We start from the raw sequence: 20,394 nt of genomic DNA on the forward strand, positions 1-20,394 counted from the left end.
TTTTATATTAGACTACCATTAACCACAAATAGAGGCCCATCAACGTAACAAACAAAGTAGGAATTGTCAGGACGATCCCGATTTTGAAATAAGTTCCCCAACTGATTTTCACCCCTTTTTGAGACAGGACATGCAGCCATAAAAGAGTCGCAAGGGATCCGATCGGTGTGATTTTCGGACCCAGATCAGACCCGATTACGTTCGCGTAAATCAACGCCTCCCGTATCGGTCCGGAAGTCGTTGTCTCTGCAATCGCCAGCGCATCAATCATCACAGTAGGCATATTATTCATAATTGATGAAAGGAATGCGGCTATGAAGCCCATGGCCATCGTAGCGGTGAATAATCCCTTGTCGGCAGCCAGTTGAATCACATCCGCCAATACACTCGTCAGACCCGCATTTTTCAATCCGTATACGACAACATACATGCCAATGGAGAAAAAGACGATCGCCCACGGTGCACCTTTCAGCACTTGTTTCGTTTGAACAGCAGCGCTTCTTTTTGCCATGTACAAGAAGAATAAGGCGACGATTCCTGCAACAAATGACACCGGCACCCCGATAAATCCACTTGTGAAGTAACCAACCAGTAAAATGCTGATAACAATCCAAGATAATCGAAACATCTTATGATCTTTTATCGCTTCACTCGGTTTTTTTAATGCCGCAACATCATAGTTGCCAGGAATACTTTTACGGAAAAATAGATACAACACCACAATACTTGCCACTAAAGCAAACAGATTCGGAACGATCATCCTGGAAGCATACTCAACGAAACCGATATCAAAAAAGTCCGCGGAAACGATGTTGACCAAGTTACTCACAACAAACGGCAGAGATGTCGTATCTGCTATGAATCCACTAGCGATTATAAAGGGGAAAATCATTTTCTCACTGAAATTCAAGTTCCGCACCATCGCCAGAACAATGGGTGTCAAAATCAATGCGGCGCCATCATTTGCAAATAATGCAGCAACGATTGCACCAAGAATACTAACGTAAACAAACATACGGACGCCGCTTCCTTTAGCGAATCGCGCCATGTGAAGAGCAGACCACTCAAAGAATCCGATTTCATCCAATATTAAAGAGATGATGATAATTGCAATGAAAGCAAGTGTGGCATTCCATACAATGCCTGTTACATCGGCAACATCTCCGAAGTCCACTACACCGAAAAGTAAAGCGACCAGGGCACCGATACAGGCAGACCAGCCAATCGACAAGTTTTTCGGCTGCCAAATGACAAATATTAGTGTTACAACAAATATCAAAGATGCGACAAAAACTGAAACCAACTTACTTTCCTCCTTCAATACAAGAAATACGTAACCCTTGCATTTCCAACTCCATAACCAGACCATCTTGTTCAGGCAGGTGATTCAAGATACTTTCAACGAAAAAATAATCATCGTGTTCGTTATTAATGGAGTAAAAGATCCATTGTCCTCTTCGTTCTTCTTTCACCAATCCAACGTCTCGCAGCTTCCTTAAGTGCTGGCTGATAGCAGGTTGACTCATCTTAAAGATTTCAACAAATTCACAAACGCAGCAATCGTGCGTTTGAAGTAACTTCATCATTGTTAAACGAGTTTTGTCTCCAAGCAACTTTAAAATTTGCGTTGCTTTCTGCAGTTCTACTCCCTCTGTTTCGTTCACCTATCATCCCTCCATAACTTCCAACAGTATATAATCATATACTTATATAAACAAGTACATATTTGTGTATGATAGCGAAAAGGGCTGTCAATGGACAGCCCTTTTCTTTCAAAGCTTTTAATTCAGGAACTCGTGCTCCTTTGCATACCCTATATATAACTCTTTCCCTTCAGCCCATGACATTTCATAAAAAAGTACCCTCGAACCAATAATCCTATTCGACAAATAATTTTCCCTTATCAGTACACTCCATCTGCTGCGCTCTGGTTAAACGTGTGAGCAATGGAGCAAAAAAAGCGGCAGCTGCCCAGTTGGACAGCTGCCGCTTCTAATTTTATCGATCCCAATGACGGTGTTCAGCTACGGCGTTGACAAATTGAGCAGCAAAATCTTTTTGTTCACACGTAATTACACCTGCAGTCATTTCTACAATCGATTTCTCTGTAAATGCCTGACCTTTTGTGAGTATTGCAATTGGCTTGAAGTGCTTATAAGCTTCGTTCATGAAGTCTATCGTATCCATTTTGAATTTCTGTGGATTATCAGCATCCCCACCTGCGACAACAATCGCGTCATACAGCACGGAATGCATCGTCAAGAACGTTTCGTCTACTTCAGCTTCCAATCCATTCTTTCCTGTCAGCTTGCCATACTTCTCACTTACCAAATCTACGTCCACACCAGCCCCTAAACAAGCTTCTACAATCGATTCCACTTCGGAGTCATCGAACTGATTTCCGATGAGGATACCGACTTTTCGTGTATCAGGCAATTTCACCTTGTTCTCTTGGCTCAATGCTGGGGAACTTTTGGTCACTGTGCTTTCTTCACTCGCATTCGGTGCATGTACACCTACTGCATGAGCAAGTGCAGAGGCTAACCCGTTATCCACATGACCAAACATGTCAACGACTTGTTGACGAATGTCTTTGTTTTTCACTTTCCCCACTTCAAAGCTGAACGCATCCACAATATGTTTTTTCTCCACAACCGACATACTGTTCCAGAATAATTTAGCTTGGGAGAAATGGTCTTTGAATGAGTCACTGCGAGCAGCGATTTTGCGCCCGTCCACTTTCTCTTGATAGTGGACGTATCCTCCCTCTTCTTCCGTGGAAGTCGATGGTGTGTTATTTGCTAACGAATTCTTATGGTAGGATACCTGTCCTGTATTGATTGTCTGACGGCCGTAGCCATCCCGCTGATTATTATGGAATGGACAAACCGGACGATTGATTGGCAGCTCGTGGAAATTCGGTCCGCCTAGACGAATCAACTGCGTATCGGTGTAGGAAAACAAACGACCTTGCAATAGCGGGTCATTCGAGAAGTCGATTCCTGGTACGACGTGTCCTGGATGGAAAGCGACCTGTTCAGTTTCTGCAAATACATTGTCGACATTCCGATTCAAAGTCATCTTCCCGATGATTTTGACTGGGATGTCTTCCTCTGGCCAAAGTTTGGTCGGATCCAATATATCAAAGTCAAAGTCGAATTCCTGGGACTCTTCTACGAGTTGTACGCCGAGTTCCCATTCCGGATAGTCACCATTCTCTATGGATTCCCACAGATCCTTACGATGGAAATCCGGGTCTTTCCCACTGATTTTTTGGGCTTCATCCCATACTAGGGAATTCACTCCCAGTTTCGGTTTCCAGTGGAATTTGACGAAGTGGGACTTCCCTTCGGCATTCACGAAGCGGAATGTATGTACCCCAAATCCTTCCATCATACGGAAGCTTCTCGGTATTGCCCGATCCGACATATGCCACATCACCATATGGGCGGACTCCTGGTTATTTGCAACAAAATCCCAAAATGTATCATGGGCGGAAGCCGCTTGAGGCATCTCATTATGCGGTTCCGGCTTTACAGCATGTACCAGGTCCGGGAATTTGATAGCATCCTGAATGAAGAAAACCGGTATGTTGTTCCCAACAAGGTCATAGTTCCCTTCATCCGTGTAGAACTTCACAGCAAACCCACGGACATCCCGTACCGTTTCAGCAGAACCTTTACTGCCAGCCACTGTTGAAAAACGTGTAAACACAGGTGTTTTTTTACCTGGGGTCTGTAAGAAGTCCGCTTTTGTGTAGTCACTCATCGATTCATACAATTCAAACTCACCATGGGCCGCATATCCTCTAGCATGTACAACTCGTTCTGGAATCCGTTCATGATCGAAATGCGTCATCTTTTCACGGAAATGAAAGTCCTCCATAAGTGTCGGTCCGCGTTGACCCGCTTTCAGCGAGTGTTCGTCTTCTGATACTTTCAAGCCTTGGTTTGTTGTAAGCGATTTGTTTTTGTCTACTGTCCGAAACGTTTCAAGTTGACGGTGTTTTTTGTTCTGATCTTCATTTTCGTTTTGCAAGCTTGTCCGCCTCCATTCAAGAATATCAGTCACCAGTCTATTCCCGAACAATAGCTTACTAAACCGTTACTCCCGAAAAAAAGCAGCACTATGATAACCCGCATAGACACATGCAATTCCCAAGACGATAGTTCCAAGCAAATAATAACTCGACTTCCCTACCTCTTGTAAACGTGCCAGACCTACGATTTCTTTCAGCCAAGTGGAATACGTCGTCAACGCCCCGGCCACGCCCGAGCCTAGTAAAAAGGTCAGCGACGGAGAAAGTTTCAACCCTACCACCAGACCGATGAGAAGGCAGCCTAACAAATTGACTAGAAGCGTTCCATAAGGAATACGTGCATGGGCATTCAGTTTTCCAGATAAGAGATAGCGGATGATCGCGCCTATGAAGCCGCCAGCTAGAGTAGCAGCTAGATCTACCCACGTCATTTTGCCTGCCTCCTTCCGCCAAGTTGAATTCCAAGGGCACCCGCGAATAAGCCGACAACCAGACTGACTCCCACGTAAAGCATCGCCATTCCAACATTCGTTTGTAACAATATCATCGTTTCATAACTAAACGCTGAGAATGTTGTAAACGAACCAAGAAAACCGACCGTGATTGCTTCATGCACCGTTTTGTTCACAAGCGTCCAGTGAAGGGTCCTTTCAACTAGAAAACATAGAATGAAAGTCCCTGCAATGTTGATAATAAATGTCCCTATAGGGAAACCATTTACTGCCGGAACAAGCATGCCGACACAAGCCCGCGCTACCGCCCCTAGTGCCCCCGCTCCACCAATCGCTAGTATCGTTTTCATAACTCAGCCGTCTCCAACATCCGCTTTTCCAGAACGGGTTGTAATGCTAAACGCTTCGTTGCTGCAGCGAACCTGATTTCGATGGACTCCGCGCTCACTTCGATGATTTCCCCTTTACCGAAAACTCGATGTTTGACAAGTGCCCCCCTTGTCAACAGCTTGAGATCACCAATCCCATTTGGATTGACTGTAACCGATTGTGGTGCGGTTTTCGCCAAGCCGCTCGTTTGTTTCAAGGAATCCGTCCGCTTCGGCAGCAAAATCCCTCTCACCTCATTCACAAACTTGGAATCTTCCTTCGACTTCCCGTCTTCAGAGGAGTACGACAACAATTCGAGGCGTTCTTTTGCTCGAGTCATACCAACATAAAATAAACGCCGTGCTTCTTCTAACAAGGATGGGTCCATCAAGTCTTCTTCCGAAGGTATGGTGCCTTTGACAAGGTCAATCATGAATACCCGTTTAAACTCCAATCCTTTCGCACTATGGAAAGTCGATAGCGTCACCGCTTGTCCCACAGGCTCCTGTTTAGCTTCCTGTACGGCGTCTTCAAGGGTTTTCAGCTGTTCTGCAAACTCAATCATCGTCCGCGTCTGTTCAGCTATCCCTTCTAATGTATCCAGAATACCTGTTAAACTGTCTGCCCGGTAGCCGAACTTCGTCGACATGCTCAAAAGGCTTTCTTCAAAGCCGAGTTCGTAGCGAATCATGCGGATAATTTGAGCCGGTCTCATATCAGGGATTTTCTTATACACATTCAAATACGATTCGAGCTTTCTCACCTGGCTGTCTTTTAACACCGCCATCTTTTGGAAAGCTTCAAAAACATTCCCCTCTACCGTGCTCCGTTCAAACTGCTGCAATGTCGACTTTGAAACAAACAACTGCATTTTCCCCGCAATCTTCGCGAAAATATCTTTGCGTTCCAGGTTGAAACTAAGTCTCATGAAGTTGAGAATATCTTGTACGACCCAGTGGGAGAAAAATTTATCATCTGCATCTTTCATGTAAAACGGAATGCCTCTTCGATGCAGTTCGTTCACAAAAGGTGTAGAGGAGGCGTTATTCCGGAAAAGGATCGCCACCTCACTTAGATCATCTTCAGCAAGAAGTTCATACGTCACATATTCCAGCTGCTGCTTTGGATTATGGAGACGCCGTAACTGAATCGCTCCTTTAGCACCGTTTTCCGTGAACATTTTCTTTTCCCAACGTTTTGTATTCCGTTTTATGAATGCTGCGGAAGTTGTGACGATTTCAGAAGAGGATCGATAGTTCTGTTCCATATACAGTAGCTTAGCTTCCGGATATACGAGCTTGAAGTCCATTAAATAATCTGGATCCGCCCCTCTCCATGCATAGATGGATTGATCGTCATCTGCAACAACACAGAGATTTCCATGCATCGCAGTCAGGTGTTCTACGATTTTGTGCTGGACGAGCGACGTATCCTGGCTCTCATCCGTCAGGATATAGTCATATTTAGATTGGAATTCCGCTCCAAGCTCTTCATCGGTTCGCATCGCTTGTTCAGCTGCTAGCAAAAGATCATCGAAGTCGAGCAGTACGCTATCTGAAGATGCAGTCTTCACTGATTCATAATGACGTGCAATTTTTGCTGCCTGCTGGAAGGGCTCATCCTTTTCGGTCCATTTCTCTGCAGGAATCATTTGGTTTTTCATAAGGCTTATATAGGTGGAGAGCGTGTTCAGCTGATCGTCCGTCGCATTCTCTTTCAGCACATGACGGCATGCTGATTTCAAAGCGTTCTGCTTCGGATATCCTTCCAACAGCGTAAATTGGCGGCCTTGCTTCGCGAGCCACTTCTTAGAAATCGTGAAGGCTAAGCTGTGAATCGTCGAAAAATCCGCTGTCGGCAGGTCAGGAAACAACGCAGCGAATCGTTTCTGCATGTCCCTCGCAGATGCTTTACTGAACGTAATCGCTTTAATACGCCTTGGTTTAACACCGTATACTTCTATCAGATATCCGATTCTCATAATTATGGTGGTCGTCTTTCCAGACCCTGGACATGCGAGAAGAAGCAATGGACCTTCCGTAGTTTGGACGGCCTGTTTCTGCACGTCGTTCAACTGGATATTCAGTTGTCTTTTTTTACGTTCAAAAAAATCTTCCATCCACATCAAATCTCCCTTAAGAATACGTTCCTTTAAATTTATCACAAAATGAGTGACTTGAAGACTATATAAGGTGGACTGACTTATTTCTGTACCTCCTCAAGTTAGTTGTACGGCTCAGTAGGCAACAGTCCGGAGGTATCCATACAATTCAACTTACCTAAAAAGATGTAAAAAACCTCTGCACACTTTCTGCAGAGGTTAGGATACGAATTTGCGGCTAGCTAAAAGCCGCCTGTTTCAAGTCGATCATTTTGCAGATCGACTTTCTTTTTAGCACTGCCCGTATAAGCAGTTGACGCGACTTCATCGGTTCGCCGCTGGCCGTCGGTATACTCCGTACCAGCCATGCTTCGTGTTTGTCCATTTGATCGCGGTTCTTTGCCTGATTGCCTTTTTGACATTTACGCCACTCCTTTTCAAAGCCGTCTATCAGTAGCATGTCTCAAAACCATCAGACTTAATCAGGTGAAATTTACCTGTCGAGAACAACCAATCACTTTGGATTTCCGATTTCATTGAATGGATAAAAACGAAATTTCACTTTACCAACGACAGAGTCTTCTTCAATACTTCCAAAGATTCTGCTGTCCATACTGTTGGAGCGGTTATCTCCCATCACGAATAATTGACCTTCCGGAACAATCACTTCGAAGTCCTGTGTCAACTTCTGACCTTCCGGAAGTGCATCTTTGTTCAAGTCCAAATAGGGTTCTGGATACTCTTTCCCATTAATGGTAAGCACATCATTTTCCATTATCACCGTGTCTCCCGGCAGCCCGATTACCCGCTTAATGAAGTCCTCATCTGCGTTTGGTGCATGAAATACGATTTTGTCGAAGTGTTCAAGTGATGAAATTTTCGAAATGACGACCCGATTATTGTCATGGTATGTCGGTTCCATTGACTCTCCCGACACAATGACAGGTGTGAACAAGAACTGCCTAACGATAAATGCGATGAGTACTGCGACAATCAGGGACTTCCCCCATGACCAAAACTCTTTCTTTGCCTCTGCTTCCATAGTTGCCCCTCCGTCTATCAATTTTCTATCACATATCCAAGTGAACGTAACACATTATCAATGAATGATTTTGTATATAAAAAGACCTCTTCCTTTTCTGGCTCGAGATAGACGTCATGATATAAATACCGCCACTCTTTATATTGGAATTCACTTAAATTTTGACGTTTCATCCACTTCTTTGTTTCAGCGATATCTGTCATCCGATCCTCTCCGCCGTTCTGAACAAGCAACGGTACATCTTGTATCGATTTCTCTGACTGGAGAGTTCCTTTCATGAACGAAGTGAGCTCTTTATACCAACCGCCTGTTACAATCGATTTTACATCGGATGAGATACGTGTTTTCGGACGTTCTTCCGGGTTTTTTGTAAGCATGTCAAACGTCACTCCATGATCTAACTTCATAGAAGATGCTACACGTGTCAGCATCGATGAAAACTTGGGCGGATGGTGAATCAGAGAAAGCCAAGGGGAGCTGATGATAAGTCCTGCACATTCGATTCGTTGTCTTTGCAGCAAATGAATCATGACTGTAGCGCCTAATCCATGTGCTAAGACGATAACAGGAACACTTTCTTTCAATCCCGCATCAATCATTTTTTTTGCAAACTCCAGATAGGATTCGAACGGTTCATCATGAGGTTTTCCTTTTTCATCCGTGCCATGGCCAGGCAGGTCACCGGTAATCACGTCAAATCCTGAAATTCTTAACCTTTGGATCAGCCATGCATATCGCTGATGGTCTTCGTACGCGTTATGTACAATGACAATGACTGCTTTTGCTTGTCCGTCTGCTTCCCATTTCCACATAGCGCTTCCCTCCATTTACTACAATGCTTGAGACTCCTTTTTGTACATGTCCTAAAACTTTGTTAGGATTATTATACATCAATGTACAACAAGGAGGGCATTTCATGATTGTTCCATATAAGGATATTTGGCCAGACATCGATGAATCCGTTTTTGTAGCCGATTTTGCTGTTATCAGCGGTGATGTCACCATTGGCTCTGATTCATCTATTTGGTACAGTACCGTAATCCGTGGAGACGTTGCGCCCACCCGGATCGGTAAACGGGTCAGCATCCAAGACTTATCTTGCCTGCATCAAAGTCCTAACAACCCGTTAGTTATAGAAGATGACGTCACGATTGGGCATAAGGTTACGTTACATAGCTGTACAATAAAAAAAGGGGCGCTAGTCGGGATGGGTTCAATCATTCTGGATGGCGCAGTAGTAGGTGAAGGTGCATTTGTCGGGGCAGGCAGTTTAGTTCCTCCCGGTAAAGTGATTCCACCAGGTATGTTAGCACTCGGTTCCCCTGCAAAAGTTGTTCGGGCAGTGACTGATGAAGACCGTGCAGATATGGAAAGAATCGTCGAAAGCTATGTAGAAAAAGGGAAACATTACAAACAACAGCAACACTAATCTGCAAATAAGAAAAGCAAGGGTGCTGAAAATCGGCTCCCTTGCTTTTTTGCTTACCCTTTAATTTGAGACACTTCTTCTTTCAAAACTGAAGCCTTGTCTGTACGTTCCCAAGGCAGGTCGACATCCGTTCTCCCGAAATGACCATAAGCTGCTGTCTGCTTATAGATCGGACGACGAAGGTCGAGCATCTTGATAATTCCTGCTGGACGGAGATCGAAATGGTTTCTGACCAGCTCTACAAGACGACTTTCCGGTATATCACTTGTCCCGAAAGTATCCACTGAAATCGAAACAGGCTTAGCTACACCGATTGCGTATGCGAGCTGTACTTCACAACGATCCGCTAATCCTGCCGCGACAAGGTTTTTGGCTACATAACGTGCTGCGTATGATGCTGAACGGTCGACTTTCGTCGCGTCTTTACCAGAGAACGCACCGCCGCCATGACGTGCGTAACCGCCATACGTATCGACAATGATTTTACGTCCTGTAAGACCCGCATCCCCTTGAGGACCACCGATGACAAAGCGTCCTGATGGGTTAATGAAATACTTCGTTTCATCATCCAGCAAGTTCTTTGGTACAACGGCGTCGATCACGTATTGTTTCACTTCGCGCTGTAATTGCTCCAGTGTCACTTCCGGATGATGTTGCGTAGAAATAACAATCGTATCTACACGGATCGGTTCGTTTTGTTCATTATATTCTATTGTTACTTGAGTCTTTCCGTCCGGGCGTAGGTAATCCAATGTTTCTTCTTTCCGTACTTTCGTTAGTTGACGTGAAAGTTTGTGTGCCAGACTGATTGGCAGAGGCATCAATTCCTCTGTTTCGTTACAAGCATAACCGAACATGAGTCCCTGGTCCCCAGCACCAATTGCTTCTAGTTCTTCATCATCCATCAAGCCTTCGCGTGCTTCAAGTGCACGATCGACACTGGCTGCAATGTCAGGTGATTGTTCATCAATAGAGGTCAGTACGGAAGACGTTTCGTAATCGAATCCGTATTTCGCTCGTGTATAGCCAATTTCCTTTACGGTTTCTCGAACCACTTTCGGAATATCGACATACGTAGTCGTCGTAATTTCTCCAATCACGAGAACTAATCCTGTTGTAATTGTCGTTTCACACGCGACACGCGCGTTCGGGTCTTCCTCGATAATCGCATCCAGAATCGCATCTGAAATTTGGTCGCACATCTTATCAGGATGGCCTTCTGTTACCGACTCAGATGTGAACAGTCTTCGATTTGTCATATGATTTCCTCCTTCAGCCGCAAGTTTCCTTACAGCGAACTCGTGATACGGTACTCTCGTTGTCCCAGTTTTCGTCCCGCGCCTGAAGAGAAGCGACGTTCAACGTTCACAAGGATAAAGGCAAACAATAGAAAAAGCCCTCCACTCACGTATTGCATACATGAGGAAAGGCATGAGTTCATAGGCACCTTTCACTCTTATCGTCCAGGGTTTCCCCCTGCTTCAGGTTTGGCACCTTTTCATAGACAAGGACGTCCATGCAGGTTGCCGGGCATCATAGGGCCTGTCCCTCCGCCGACTCGGGATAAGAGTATCCGTTCATCTATCTATGCTACGAGAAAGTAGAGTTCTTGTCAATTATTTTTGTTGTTCTCACTTGAGTTTTGAATTAGTATAGTTTATTATTCTTAATGTGTTATACTAATTCAAAATAAGACAGCCCCAACAAGGGCAATCATGAAAAGGACGGTATCTACATATGATTTCAGCGAAAATAGATAATGGACTCAAAGAACTTCTTTCTGGAACTAATATTACATTGCAGCCATCTGTACCTGTATTAGTCGAAAAAGCAGTTTCCCGTGGCGAGGCGAAGCTTTCAGCAGATGGAGCCGTTACCGCACAAACCGGGAAGTATACCGGCCGTTCACCTAAAGACCGTTACATAACTGAAGAAGCTACTACAAAAGATAAGATTGATTGGGGTTCTGTTAATCGTCCGATTTCAGAAGATCACTTCGACAATCTATATAAGAAGGTCTTAAACCACCTTCAAGCAAAAGAGGAACTATTCGTATTCAAAGGGTTTGCCGGAGCTGACAAAGCTTCACAACTATCCATCCAAGTCATTAACGAGTTCGCTTGGCAAAACCTATTCGTTCATCAGCTCTTCATCCGCCCTACTGAAGAAGAGTTGAAGATGCACGAAGCACAGTTCACGATCCTTGCTGCGCCATCATTCAAAGCAGACCCTGCTGTTGACGGAACAGATACAGAAACATTCGTTATCATTTCCCTTGAAAAACGTATCGTCCTAATTGGAGGTACTGAATATGCGGGAGAAATGAAAAAATCGATTTTCTCTGTGATGAACTACTTGCTTCCTGAAAACGGAATCCTATCTATGCACTGCTCAGCGAACGTCGGCGAAAAAGGCGACGCTGCCCTATTCTTCGGTTTGTCAGGAACAGGTAAAACAACACTATCCGCTGATGCAAACCGTAAATTGATCGGTGACGATGAGCATGGCTGGTCAGATCACGGAATCTTTAACATCGAAGGTGGCTGTTACGCGAAATGCGTCAACTTATCACCGGAAAAAGAACCTGAAATCTTCGGTGCCATCCAATTCGGGACTGTGCTAGAAAACGTGGTACTCGATACTGAGTCACGCATACCGGATTATGATGATACAACCTTAACAGAAAATACCCGTGCAGCGTATCCGATCGAGAACATCGACAACATCGTTCTCCCTTCAGTTGCTGGACACCCGGAAACAATCATCTTCTTGACTGCTGATGCATTCGGTGTGCTTCCTCCAATCTCGAAATTGACGAAAGAGCAAGCAATGTATCACTTCCTTAGCGGATTCACATCGAAACTTGCGGGTACAGAGCGTGGAATCACATCACCTGAAGCAACATTCTCTACATGCTTCGGATCTCCATTCCTGCCTTTGCCTGCGACGGTCTACGCTGATATGCTCGGTAAGAAGATCGACGAGCACGGATCCCGTGTATTCCTCGTGAACACTGGCTGGACTGGCGGCGTTTATGGCGTTGGTAAGCGTATGGATTTGAAACACACTCGTACGATGGTCCGCGCGGCGCTGTCCGGTGAATTGGATAACGTAGAGACTGAAACGTCAGCGACATTCGGACTCCAGATTCCGAAACACATCGAAGGCGTGCCAAGTGAAGTATTGAATCCTCGTAACGCTTGGAGCGATGCATCCGAGTATGATACAAAGGCGAAAGAACTTTCTCAACTATTCAAAGACAACTTCAAAAAGTTCGGTCATGTTTCTGAAGAAATCCTTCAAAAAGGCGGCCCGATCATTTAATTGCGATAAGAAAGAACCTTCCAAATCGGAAGGTTCTTTTTTTACGGTTGTGCTATCATCCACTTTGTTAGGTCTCTGACAATTTGTGCATTGTGCCAAGATGGAAAGTGATGAGTGTAATCTTGGAAATACCACGTTTCATATGTTTTCTGATGTTCGCGGAGCGCGTCCTCCAGGAGAATGGCTTGTTCAAATGACACGTTTTCATCTTTCATTCCATGAATGATGAGTACCGGTGCATCGATATCCTCCACTCGGAACAGCGCCGTTCTTTCCCGATAAGCATCAGGTGCATTATTCGGAGAACCTCCAATGACCCGCTTCATCATGCGTCTCATATCTTCACGCTCCTTATACGTGAAGACAACGTCCGAAACACCTGCCCAGTGGACGGACGAGGTAATGTCATCGCGTAAAATCGCCGTCCAAAGCGCCATGATGCCGCCTCTTGAGAACGAAAATAGGTGAACACGTCCTTCTTTCCACTTGGAGCTTTGTTTTAACACGTCAACCGCATTCACTGCGTCTTGAAGATCGGCACCTGCAAACTCATCGCGCCCTTCTCCCCCGCGGTTCCCACGATAATAAGGAGCAAATACGACGAACCCCTGACACGCAAATTGTGCAATTCGCGCAGGACGCGCCATTCCGATGTGTTGGATGCCGCCTCTCATATAGACCAAACCTTCATAACTCCCGGCTTCTTTCGGTTCAGCGAGCAACCCTTTCACTTTTAATCCGCCACTGAAATACGTGATTTCAGTGAGCTCTATTAAAGGATTCGGTGACGGATAGGATCTTCTTGAGACAATTTTGGCATCAGTGAGCATGCTGATCCACCCAACTTCTCAATTCCTTCATGCCTTTATCTTTCATATGGAAACTGAGTGACTGACAGTGATCTAATTGTTCATCCGTAAACCAGAGTGCACCGTCCGTTTCAAAACGTTCTGCTTCTTCATCGATTCCGACAACATCTGCGGTAAATACTGCTTTGCAAAATGGAGGTTCCGTGTACACGACGTACTCGGCAAACTTCACTAAGTTCGAAACCGTCACCCCTGTTTCCTCCATCACTTCCCGGATAGCTGCCTGTTCGATTGTTTCTCCAGGTTCCGCCTTCCCCCCTGGAAATTCCACACCTCGAATTTTGTGAGGAGTCAACAACCACTTTCCTTCGTATTTGAGCACAACAAGGACGTGACGGGCTTCCAACTCCTGTTCACCAAAAACGAGCTCCACCCGGCTTCCTTTCAGGTCTTCAAATGTTAACATTCCTTCCACACCCTATCAGCTGATCCACCCACTTACATATTTCCTGCACCTTTATGTGTCACCACTGGCTGCCGGAAAAATGGCATCCGTTCAATGACTGCCTTGGATTCATCATCTGTGAATTCATGGATGAGTGCATACATTTTGTATAAACGAAGATCAACATTGTGATTATTCCGATCATAATGATAAGGGACATACGGCAAATGGGCTCTCAGAAAATTAAAAAATTCCAATTCGTTAGTCTGATCAAACAAGTGATGAAAAATCTCAATATATTCCTTTGGGATATTCACTTCGTATTCATATGGGGAATCGTACTTGTTGATATTGATTTGCTGGTGTGCAACTGACACATACATCGTATGTTTTCCGTCTGCCATCGTAATCGCATCCTTTTTCAAGTAGTATGAGCCACTCGAACAGGAGTATGTGCCGTACTTACAGTAAGCTTGAATTTGCGACTTTTTCAACAGCATCCGCAACGTTTTGATGGACATTCGGATCCAATGGGTGCGGCACAAGATCGCCGTGTTTAGTCGAATCCAATATGGCAAGCGCAGCTGCAATGAGCATATCATACGTAATCTTCGTCGCTTTCGCATTCAATGCACCGCGGAAAATGCCAGGGAAACCGAGTACGTTATTCACAAGACGTCCATCCGCCGCAAATGCTGCACCTGCTTTAAGTGCCACTTCAGGTTGAATTTCCGCATGTGGATTCGAAAGTGCCAAAATAATCTGCCCGGGACGAACCATTTCCGGTTTGATCAATCCTTGTACTCCTGTAGTTGCGATAACGATATCACTGGTGGCCATGATTTCTTCCAATGACTCGGCAGTCTCGCCTCCGTATTGAACTAGCCGCTCAACTGCTTTGTCATTCATATCGATGCCTTGCATCTTTTTGACCCCATACGCCATCATCATTCGGCTGATAGCAAGACCCGCAGCTCCCAATCCGATTTGGCCGACGACTGAGTCTTCCAGCTTCACACCAGCTTGACGGCATGCAGAAAGAGTTGAAGCAAGTGCAACGACTGCAGTACCATGCTGATCGTCGTGCATGACCGGAATTTCGAGCTCAGCTTTCAATCGATCTTCAATTTCAAAACAATGAGGTGAGCCGATGTCCTCTAAAAGAATCCCGCCAAATCCTTGATGGATATGTTTTACGGTTTCTACAACCTGATCCGGGTCACTTGTATCAAGTAGAATCGGAATGCCGCTGATACCTGCAAATTGATCGAACAATACCGCTTTCCCTTCCATCACCGGCATCCCGGCAACAGGTCCGATATTACCCAATCCTAAAATGGCTGTACCATCAGTTACGATTGCAACCGTATTAGATATCCCTGTGAAAAACTGTGCTTGCTGTGGGTCCTTTTCAATCACTTTGCACACATTCGCAACGCCAGGCGTATAGACGCGACGCAGATCGCCAAGAGATCGGATTTCAACCTTGCCTTTCATATGTATCTTTCCGCCTTCATGCGCACGCAATACATCATCGGAGATTGCCTGTACTTGTATCCCATCACCAATCGCATTTATGGCCTCAACAATCTTATCCAGTTGTTCGACATCGTTACATTGGACAGAAACGTCACGGATTGTAGACAGTGTGCCGACTTTAATAGTCTGGATATCGCCTATATCACCTTCCAACTGACCAATCGCATATGCGACTTTAGCAAAATTCCCAGGTTTTGAAGGAGTTTCAATAATCAAATTCCGTAAATAAGGTGTACTTGCCATTCTAATTTCCCCTTTTATGTATCGGATATTCACAATTCTGTGACAGATCTATTTTACACATCAGCTTTCGGTTGTTCAACGAAATCGAAAAAACAATGCACCCTCCTATTTTGAAGGATGCATTGCCGGTTACGCTTTGATATCCACTGCCGAACCTTTAAAAGGATGAGCGGCTTCAGGCAGAGATTGCAACATTTCAGTCGCTGCAGATGCATTTGCAGTCATAGCCTTGTCCAAAATCGTCATTTGTACAGTCGATTGGAGACTCCTCAGTTGACTAGCCATGATCGATGACATGTCCAAAACAATCAGCTCCTCTCCTCTTATTTATCGGCACGCAGAGGAGGTCATGAAGGATCAATTATTAATTGTTGTCCTCGCCAAGAAATGCATTGAGCATCCACTGATGCTTTTCAATTCCTTGATAAATCGCATTCAAAAGATCTTCAGTCATGAAGTCACCCGCATCGCCAGCCAATTTCATACCCGTCTTCAGTGATTTCATGATTGCATCAAAATCTTCAACGATTGCTGCGACCATTTGTTCCGCTTTTTCATTGCCGTTTGCTTCTTTTACTACAGATAGGTTAAGGTGCTCTGTTAGTGTAGCAGTCGGTTGTCCACCAAGAGTCAGAATCCGTTCTGCGATGTCATCCATATGTTGCGTAGCTTCATCATATAATTCTTCAAATTTAGCGTGTAAGGTGAAGAACTGTTTCCCTTTTACGTACCAGTGGTAGTTGTGTAACTTTGTATACATGACTGACCAAGTAGATACTTGTGTGTTCAATTCTTTGATTAGTTCTGCTGACATAATAAAAAAACCTCTTTTCCATCAATTTTGTCTAATACGTCTCTCTGTTATTTTACCACGTAACGGTTTAAACTAAACGTACAATACGTGAGGAGCGGGTTTACTTGAAAAAGATTGTTCTATTGCCCATTCGCTTTTATCAAAAAATGATTTCACCACTGACTCCCCCTTCTTGCAGATTCTACCCTACTTGTTCACATTATGGCGTAGAAGCAGTGGAAACGCATGGTGTCTTTAAAGGGTTATGGCTGACGATTGTCCGTATTTCAAAATGCCATCCTTTTCATGAAGGTGGATTTGATCCTGTTCCAGCAAAGAAAGAAAAAGTCTAATAACTCTTTCAGTTGTCAAGTACTTCTCCTTCTAGTATGATGGGGAAGTACTTTTTTAAATCGTAATGATTACGCATTGGAGGATTTAGGAAGATGACAAGAACACGAATACTTATAGGACTCCTTCTACTAACGCTTCTTCTCGGGGCTTGCGGGAAAAAAGAAGCGACTGAAGAAAGTGAAACGGATGATGGAAAGCTTGACGTATATACTACTGTTTATCCCTTGCAATATTTTACGGAACGGATTGGCGGGAACACAGTTTCTGTAAAATCCATCTATCCTGCCGGAACGGATGAGCACAGCTTCGATCCTACCCAAAAAGAAATGATGAAACTGGCAGAAGCTGATTTGTTTTTTTATATAGGATTAGGGCTTGAAGGGTTCGTCGAAAATGCAGAAAAAACATTGAAAAACCAGCACGTTATGCTGCTACCAACTGGTGATCACATCGATTCTTCAAAGCTTATGGAAGGGCATCACCATGCTTCTGACGAAACTGGGCATGAGCATGAGAGTGAAAATCATGATAACGGTAACGTGGATCCCCATGTATGGATTTCCCCTGTTCTCAGTATCGACCTAGCTGCGGCCGTCCGAGATGGACTTATCAAGAAGGCTCCTGAGAACAAGCAATTGTATGAGAAGAACTATGAAGAGCTGAAAAGTGATTTGGAAGGGCTGGATGCAGAATTTTCTACGATGGCTGATCAAGCTTCTTCAAAGTCATTTTTTGTTTCTCATGCAGCTTTCGGTTATCTGGCTGATCGATATGGGTTAGAACAAGTCTCCATTGCGGGACTCAATACACAAAATGAGCCATCTCAAAAAGAACTTGCGCATATCGTGGAAGAAGCGAAAGAAAAGAATGTGAAGACGATTCTTTTTGAACAAAACGTGAGCTCGAAATTGACCAAAGTCGTCCAAAATGAGATTGGGGCAGATTCTGCCATACTTCATAATTTATCTGTTCTGACAAAAGAGGATGTTGCAAACAAGGAAGATTATTTTTCATTGATGAAACGCAATATACACGTTTTGTCTGAAGCGCTAAATTAAACTGCTGGAGGTGTAATGGGATACTTTCCCCTTACTCCCCCAGCCTTTTTTAGGTTCATTTCCTTGAAGTGAGACTCTCACGAAGGTCCTTGCGCAACAATTTGTTCGATGCATTGCGTGGTAATTCATCCACAAAGTGAAAAGCTTTTGGTACCTTATACGCCGCTAGCCGAGTTTGACAAAACTTCCTTAGGCTTTCCTCTTCAATAGCAGACCGCGCAACGACAAAAGCCGCGGGAACAGCTCCCCATGTGTCGCTTTGCATGGCACAGACGCCTGCCTCCACTATTTGCGGATGCTCCGCAAGCACCGCTTCTATCTCGGCAGGATAAATATTCTCCCCGCCTGAAATGATCAAGTCGGATCGGCGATCTGAAACAAACAAAAAGCCTTCATCATCAAAGTATCCGATGTCCCCTGAATGGAGCCAGCCATTTCGCAACACTTGGGTACTTGTGTGCTTTCCTATATATCCCGTTGTCACATGAGGCCCCTTGATAAGGATTTCTCCCTTTACAAACGGTTCGGTCTGCCCGTCAATTCGGATATCTGTGAAGAAAAGGGGTTTCCCTGCCGATCCTGGTTTCCGTAATGCGTCTACAGCCGATAAAGTGGCAGTCTGTGAACTTGTTTCCGTCATACCATACGTTTGTAACACGGGTAGACCGCATTGTTCAGCTCTCTTTAAATAGCTCACGGGTACGGGACCTCCACCAGCAAGCATTGTGCGGAACTTAGGGTGAACGGATAGCTTGCCGTTTTCAATGACTGTCAGCAGCCGTTCGAGTGTCACTGCCACAACAGACATTCCCGATACGCGTCCAGTAGTAATTTCTTCAGCCGCTATCGCGGCATCAAACTTTTCAAATAGCCTCACTTCGGAGCCATAAAGAACGGCTCTCGCTAAAATGGAGAAACCGCTAATATGAAAGAGAGGCATCATGTGAAGCCAAGCATCTCCATCATGTAAACCGCTGTTCAAGACAGCTGAAAGAGCACTCGATGTATGGTTTTCTGCAGTTTGACGGACACCTTTTGGAAATCCTGTCGTTCCCGAGGTATACATGATCGTTAGCGTGCGATCCTCTTCCCACATTTGCTCCAGTTGCAAGGGTTCCCGATTCAGTTGAACTAATTCATCATAGACAATACTCCGGCATACATGCTGCAAAGTCTTTCTCCGAACAGCATCTTCACACACGAGCCATTCCGATTGCGAATCTTTTAACTGATACTCGATTTCTTCCGCCGTCAACCTTGAGTTCAACATGACCATTTCTATCCCCGCAAGAAGACAACCATGGATTAACAGAGCCATCTCACCGGAAGTCCCTCCGAGTAATGCAATACGGCTTCCACGTCCAATTCCAAGTGAACGGAGCTTCCCGGCTCTATCCAATGCTTCTTCTTTCAACTCCAGGTAGCTCCATGTACGATCTTGAAAGCTCAATGCAGGGGCATGAGGCGTCAATGCTGCGCGTTTTAATAACCAATTGGGTATCATTTTTGTACCTTCTTTCCGTAAAGAAAAAACTGCCTAATAGGCAGTTTTTTCGTTTCGTAAACATTAAGGGAATCGTGGGAATTGCCCAAAGTCCGGCTTGCGCTTTTCCTTGAAAGCATCGCGGCCTTCTTTTGCTTCGTCAGATGTGTAATACAGCAATGTAGCGTCACCAGCCAATTGTTGAAGACCTGCTAGACCATCTGTATCCGCATTCATCGCTGCTTTCAAGAAACGCAGGGCGGTAGGGCTCATGGATAGCATCTCTTCACACCATTGGACGGTTTCGTCTTCAAGCTGCTCATAAGGGACAACTGTGTTAACTAGCCCCATATCCAACGCATCTTGAGCATTGTACTGGCGGCACAAGTACCAAATTTCACGTGCTTTCTTATGTCCGATAATACGTGCGAGGTAACCTGAACCGTATCCAGCATCAAAAGATCCCACTTTAGGTCCCGTTTGACCAAAGATCGCATTGTCTGCTGCAATTGTTAAGTCACATACGACATGAAGGACATGGCCACCGCCAATTGCGTAGCCCGCAACCATTGCAACAACAGGTTTCGGAATCACACGGATCAGACGCTGTAGATCGAGTACGTTCAAACGCGGAATCTCGTCTTCACCAACATAGCCCCCATGACCGCGTACTTTCTGGTCTCCGCCAGAACAGAATGCTTTTTCGCCTTCTCCTGTTAAAACGATGACTCCGATACTTTCATCGTCCCGTGCACGAGAAAAAGCATCAATCATTTCCATTACCGTTTTTGGACGGAATGCATTGCGAACTTCAGGACGGTTGATCGTCACTTTTGCGATGCCATTGTACTTTTCATACTTGATATCTTCGTATGTATGAAGTGTTTCCCATTGTCGTGTCATGGTTTTCCTCC

The 20,394-nt window shown here is 44.8% G+C and carries 22 protein-coding genes and 1 riboswitch; of the genes, 4 read left to right on the forward strand and 18 right to left on the reverse strand.

Annotation, left to right across the window (positions count from 1 at the left end):
- Nucleotides 1–7: 7 nt before the first annotated feature.
- From ABE021_RS13295 to ABE021_RS13335, 9 genes are all read right to left on the reverse strand, one after another.
- On the reverse strand, nucleotides 8–1,303 hold the full coding sequence (locus ABE021_RS13295; protein ID WP_430289278.1) for an arsenic transporter: 1,296 nt from the start codon (nucleotides 1,301–1,303) through the stop codon (nucleotides 8–10).
- 1 nt (nucleotide 1,304) lies between these two features.
- Nucleotides 1,305–1,664 carry an ArsR/SmtB family transcription factor gene (locus tag ABE021_RS13300; RefSeq protein WP_430289280.1) on the reverse strand — a complete coding sequence of 120 codons (360 nt, stop codon included), beginning with the start codon at nucleotides 1,662–1,664 and terminating at the stop codon, nucleotides 1,305–1,307.
- A 334-nt stretch (nucleotides 1,665–1,998) separates the two neighbouring features.
- Nucleotides 1,999–4,038: a catalase gene (locus ABE021_RS13305; RefSeq protein ID WP_430289281.1), complete on the reverse strand. Its 2,040-nt coding sequence runs from the start codon at nucleotides 4,036–4,038 to the stop codon at nucleotides 1,999–2,001.
- 66 nt (nucleotides 4,039–4,104) lie between these two features.
- Nucleotides 4,105–4,470, reverse strand: a complete 366-nt coding sequence (locus ABE021_RS13310; RefSeq protein ID WP_430289282.1) for a fluoride efflux transporter FluC — start codon at nucleotides 4,468–4,470, stop codon at nucleotides 4,105–4,107.
- Entirely contained in the window at nucleotides 4,467–4,841 is a 375-nt protein-coding gene (locus tag ABE021_RS13315; RefSeq protein ID WP_430289284.1) for a fluoride efflux transporter FluC, read from the reverse strand. Before ABE021_RS13315 ends, ABE021_RS13310 begins: the two co-directional genes overlap by 4 nt.
- Nucleotides 4,838–6,979, reverse strand: coding sequence for an ATP-dependent helicase (locus ABE021_RS13320; RefSeq protein WP_430289285.1), 2,142 nt, complete (start codon nucleotides 6,977–6,979; stop codon nucleotides 4,838–4,840). Before ABE021_RS13320 ends, ABE021_RS13315 begins: the two co-directional genes overlap by 4 nt.
- A gap of 224 nt (nucleotides 6,980–7,203) precedes the next feature.
- Complete coding sequence (locus ABE021_RS13325) at nucleotides 7,204–7,383, reverse strand: hypothetical protein (RefSeq protein ID WP_430289286.1); 180 nt, start codon at nucleotides 7,381–7,383, stop codon at nucleotides 7,204–7,206.
- A gap of 92 nt (nucleotides 7,384–7,475) precedes the next feature.
- Nucleotides 7,476–8,003 carry a signal peptidase I gene (lepB, locus tag ABE021_RS13330; protein WP_430289287.1) on the reverse strand — a complete coding sequence of 176 codons (528 nt, stop codon included), beginning with the start codon at nucleotides 8,001–8,003 and terminating at the stop codon, nucleotides 7,476–7,478.
- Between the two features lie 17 nt (nucleotides 8,004–8,020).
- Nucleotides 8,021–8,815, reverse strand: a complete 795-nt coding sequence (locus ABE021_RS13335) for an alpha/beta hydrolase (RefSeq protein WP_430289289.1) — start codon at nucleotides 8,813–8,815, stop codon at nucleotides 8,021–8,023.
- A 104-nt stretch (nucleotides 8,816–8,919) separates the two neighbouring features.
- Here ABE021_RS13335 and ABE021_RS13340 point away from each other — a divergent pair, with 104 nt between their 5' ends.
- Nucleotides 8,920–9,432 (forward strand): gamma carbonic anhydrase, encoded by a 513-nt coding sequence (locus ABE021_RS13340; RefSeq protein WP_430289290.1) that lies wholly within the window; start codon nucleotides 8,920–8,922, stop codon nucleotides 9,430–9,432.
- Between the two features lie 53 nt (nucleotides 9,433–9,485).
- On the opposite strand, the gene metK is transcribed toward ABE021_RS13340, so the two are convergent.
- Complete coding sequence (gene metK, locus ABE021_RS13345; protein WP_430289291.1) at nucleotides 9,486–10,691, reverse strand: methionine adenosyltransferase; 1,206 nt, start codon at nucleotides 10,689–10,691, stop codon at nucleotides 9,486–9,488.
- A gap of 194 nt (nucleotides 10,692–10,885) precedes the next feature.
- Nucleotides 10,886–11,002: riboswitch (SAM riboswitch) on the reverse strand.
- A 167-nt stretch (nucleotides 11,003–11,169) separates the two neighbouring features.
- On the opposite strand from metK, the gene pckA reads away from it, so the two are divergent.
- Nucleotides 11,170–12,756 carry a phosphoenolpyruvate carboxykinase (ATP) gene (gene pckA, locus ABE021_RS13350; protein WP_430289293.1) on the forward strand — a complete coding sequence of 529 codons (1,587 nt, stop codon included), beginning with the start codon at nucleotides 11,170–11,172 and terminating at the stop codon, nucleotides 12,754–12,756.
- 41 nt (nucleotides 12,757–12,797) lie between these two features.
- Here pckA and ABE021_RS13355 read toward each other — a convergent pair whose 3' ends face one another.
- The 6 genes from ABE021_RS13355 to ABE021_RS13380 form a co-directional block, all read right to left on the reverse strand.
- Nucleotides 12,798–13,586, reverse strand: a complete 789-nt coding sequence (locus ABE021_RS13355; protein ID WP_430289295.1) for an alpha/beta hydrolase family protein — start codon at nucleotides 13,584–13,586, stop codon at nucleotides 12,798–12,800.
- Nucleotides 13,576–14,031, reverse strand: a complete 456-nt coding sequence (locus ABE021_RS13360) for an NUDIX domain-containing protein (protein ID WP_430289296.1) — start codon at nucleotides 14,029–14,031, stop codon at nucleotides 13,576–13,578. The genes ABE021_RS13355 and ABE021_RS13360 overlap by 11 nt, the downstream gene beginning before the upstream one ends.
- 32 nt (nucleotides 14,032–14,063) lie before the next feature.
- Entirely contained in the window at nucleotides 14,064–14,414 is a 351-nt protein-coding gene (locus tag ABE021_RS13365) for a transposase (protein WP_430289297.1), read from the reverse strand.
- Nucleotides 14,415–14,472: 58 nt separating this feature from the next.
- On the reverse strand, nucleotides 14,473–15,792 hold the full coding sequence (locus ABE021_RS13370) for an NAD-dependent malic enzyme (protein WP_430289299.1): 1,320 nt from the start codon (nucleotides 15,790–15,792) through the stop codon (nucleotides 14,473–14,475).
- 129 nt (nucleotides 15,793–15,921) lie between these two features.
- Nucleotides 15,922–16,089 carry a putative motility protein gene (locus ABE021_RS13375; RefSeq protein ID WP_430289326.1) on the reverse strand — a complete coding sequence of 56 codons (168 nt, stop codon included), beginning with the start codon at nucleotides 16,087–16,089 and terminating at the stop codon, nucleotides 15,922–15,924.
- A 67-nt stretch (nucleotides 16,090–16,156) separates the two neighbouring features.
- Nucleotides 16,157–16,606, reverse strand: coding sequence for a Dps family protein (locus tag ABE021_RS13380; protein ID WP_430289301.1), 450 nt, complete (start codon nucleotides 16,604–16,606; stop codon nucleotides 16,157–16,159).
- A gap of 104 nt (nucleotides 16,607–16,710) precedes the next feature.
- Here ABE021_RS13380 and yidD point away from each other — a divergent pair, with 104 nt between their 5' ends.
- Nucleotides 16,711–16,938 carry a membrane protein insertion efficiency factor YidD gene (gene yidD, locus ABE021_RS13385; RefSeq protein WP_430289303.1) on the forward strand — a complete coding sequence of 76 codons (228 nt, stop codon included), beginning with the start codon at nucleotides 16,711–16,713 and terminating at the stop codon, nucleotides 16,936–16,938.
- 93 nt (nucleotides 16,939–17,031) lie between these two features.
- Complete coding sequence (locus tag ABE021_RS13390) at nucleotides 17,032–17,997, forward strand: metal ABC transporter solute-binding protein, Zn/Mn family (RefSeq protein ID WP_430289305.1); 966 nt, start codon at nucleotides 17,032–17,034, stop codon at nucleotides 17,995–17,997.
- A gap of 55 nt (nucleotides 17,998–18,052) precedes the next feature.
- Here the strand turns inward: ABE021_RS13390 and ABE021_RS13395 are convergent, their stop codons facing one another.
- A complete protein-coding gene (locus tag ABE021_RS13395) occupies nucleotides 18,053–19,501 on the reverse strand; it encodes an o-succinylbenzoate--CoA ligase (RefSeq protein WP_430289307.1) in 1,449 nt (482 codons plus the stop codon).
- Nucleotides 19,502–19,564: 63 nt separating this feature from the next.
- Complete coding sequence (gene menB, locus ABE021_RS13400; protein WP_191688917.1) at nucleotides 19,565–20,383, reverse strand: 1,4-dihydroxy-2-naphthoyl-CoA synthase; 819 nt, start codon at nucleotides 20,381–20,383, stop codon at nucleotides 19,565–19,567.
- Nucleotides 20,384–20,394: the final 11 nt, after the last annotated feature.

The sequence above is a fragment of the Sporosarcina gallistercoris genome (assembly GCF_050459885.1).
Classification (GTDB): Bacteria; Bacillota; Bacilli; order Bacillales_A; family Planococcaceae; genus Sporosarcina; species Sporosarcina gallistercoris_A.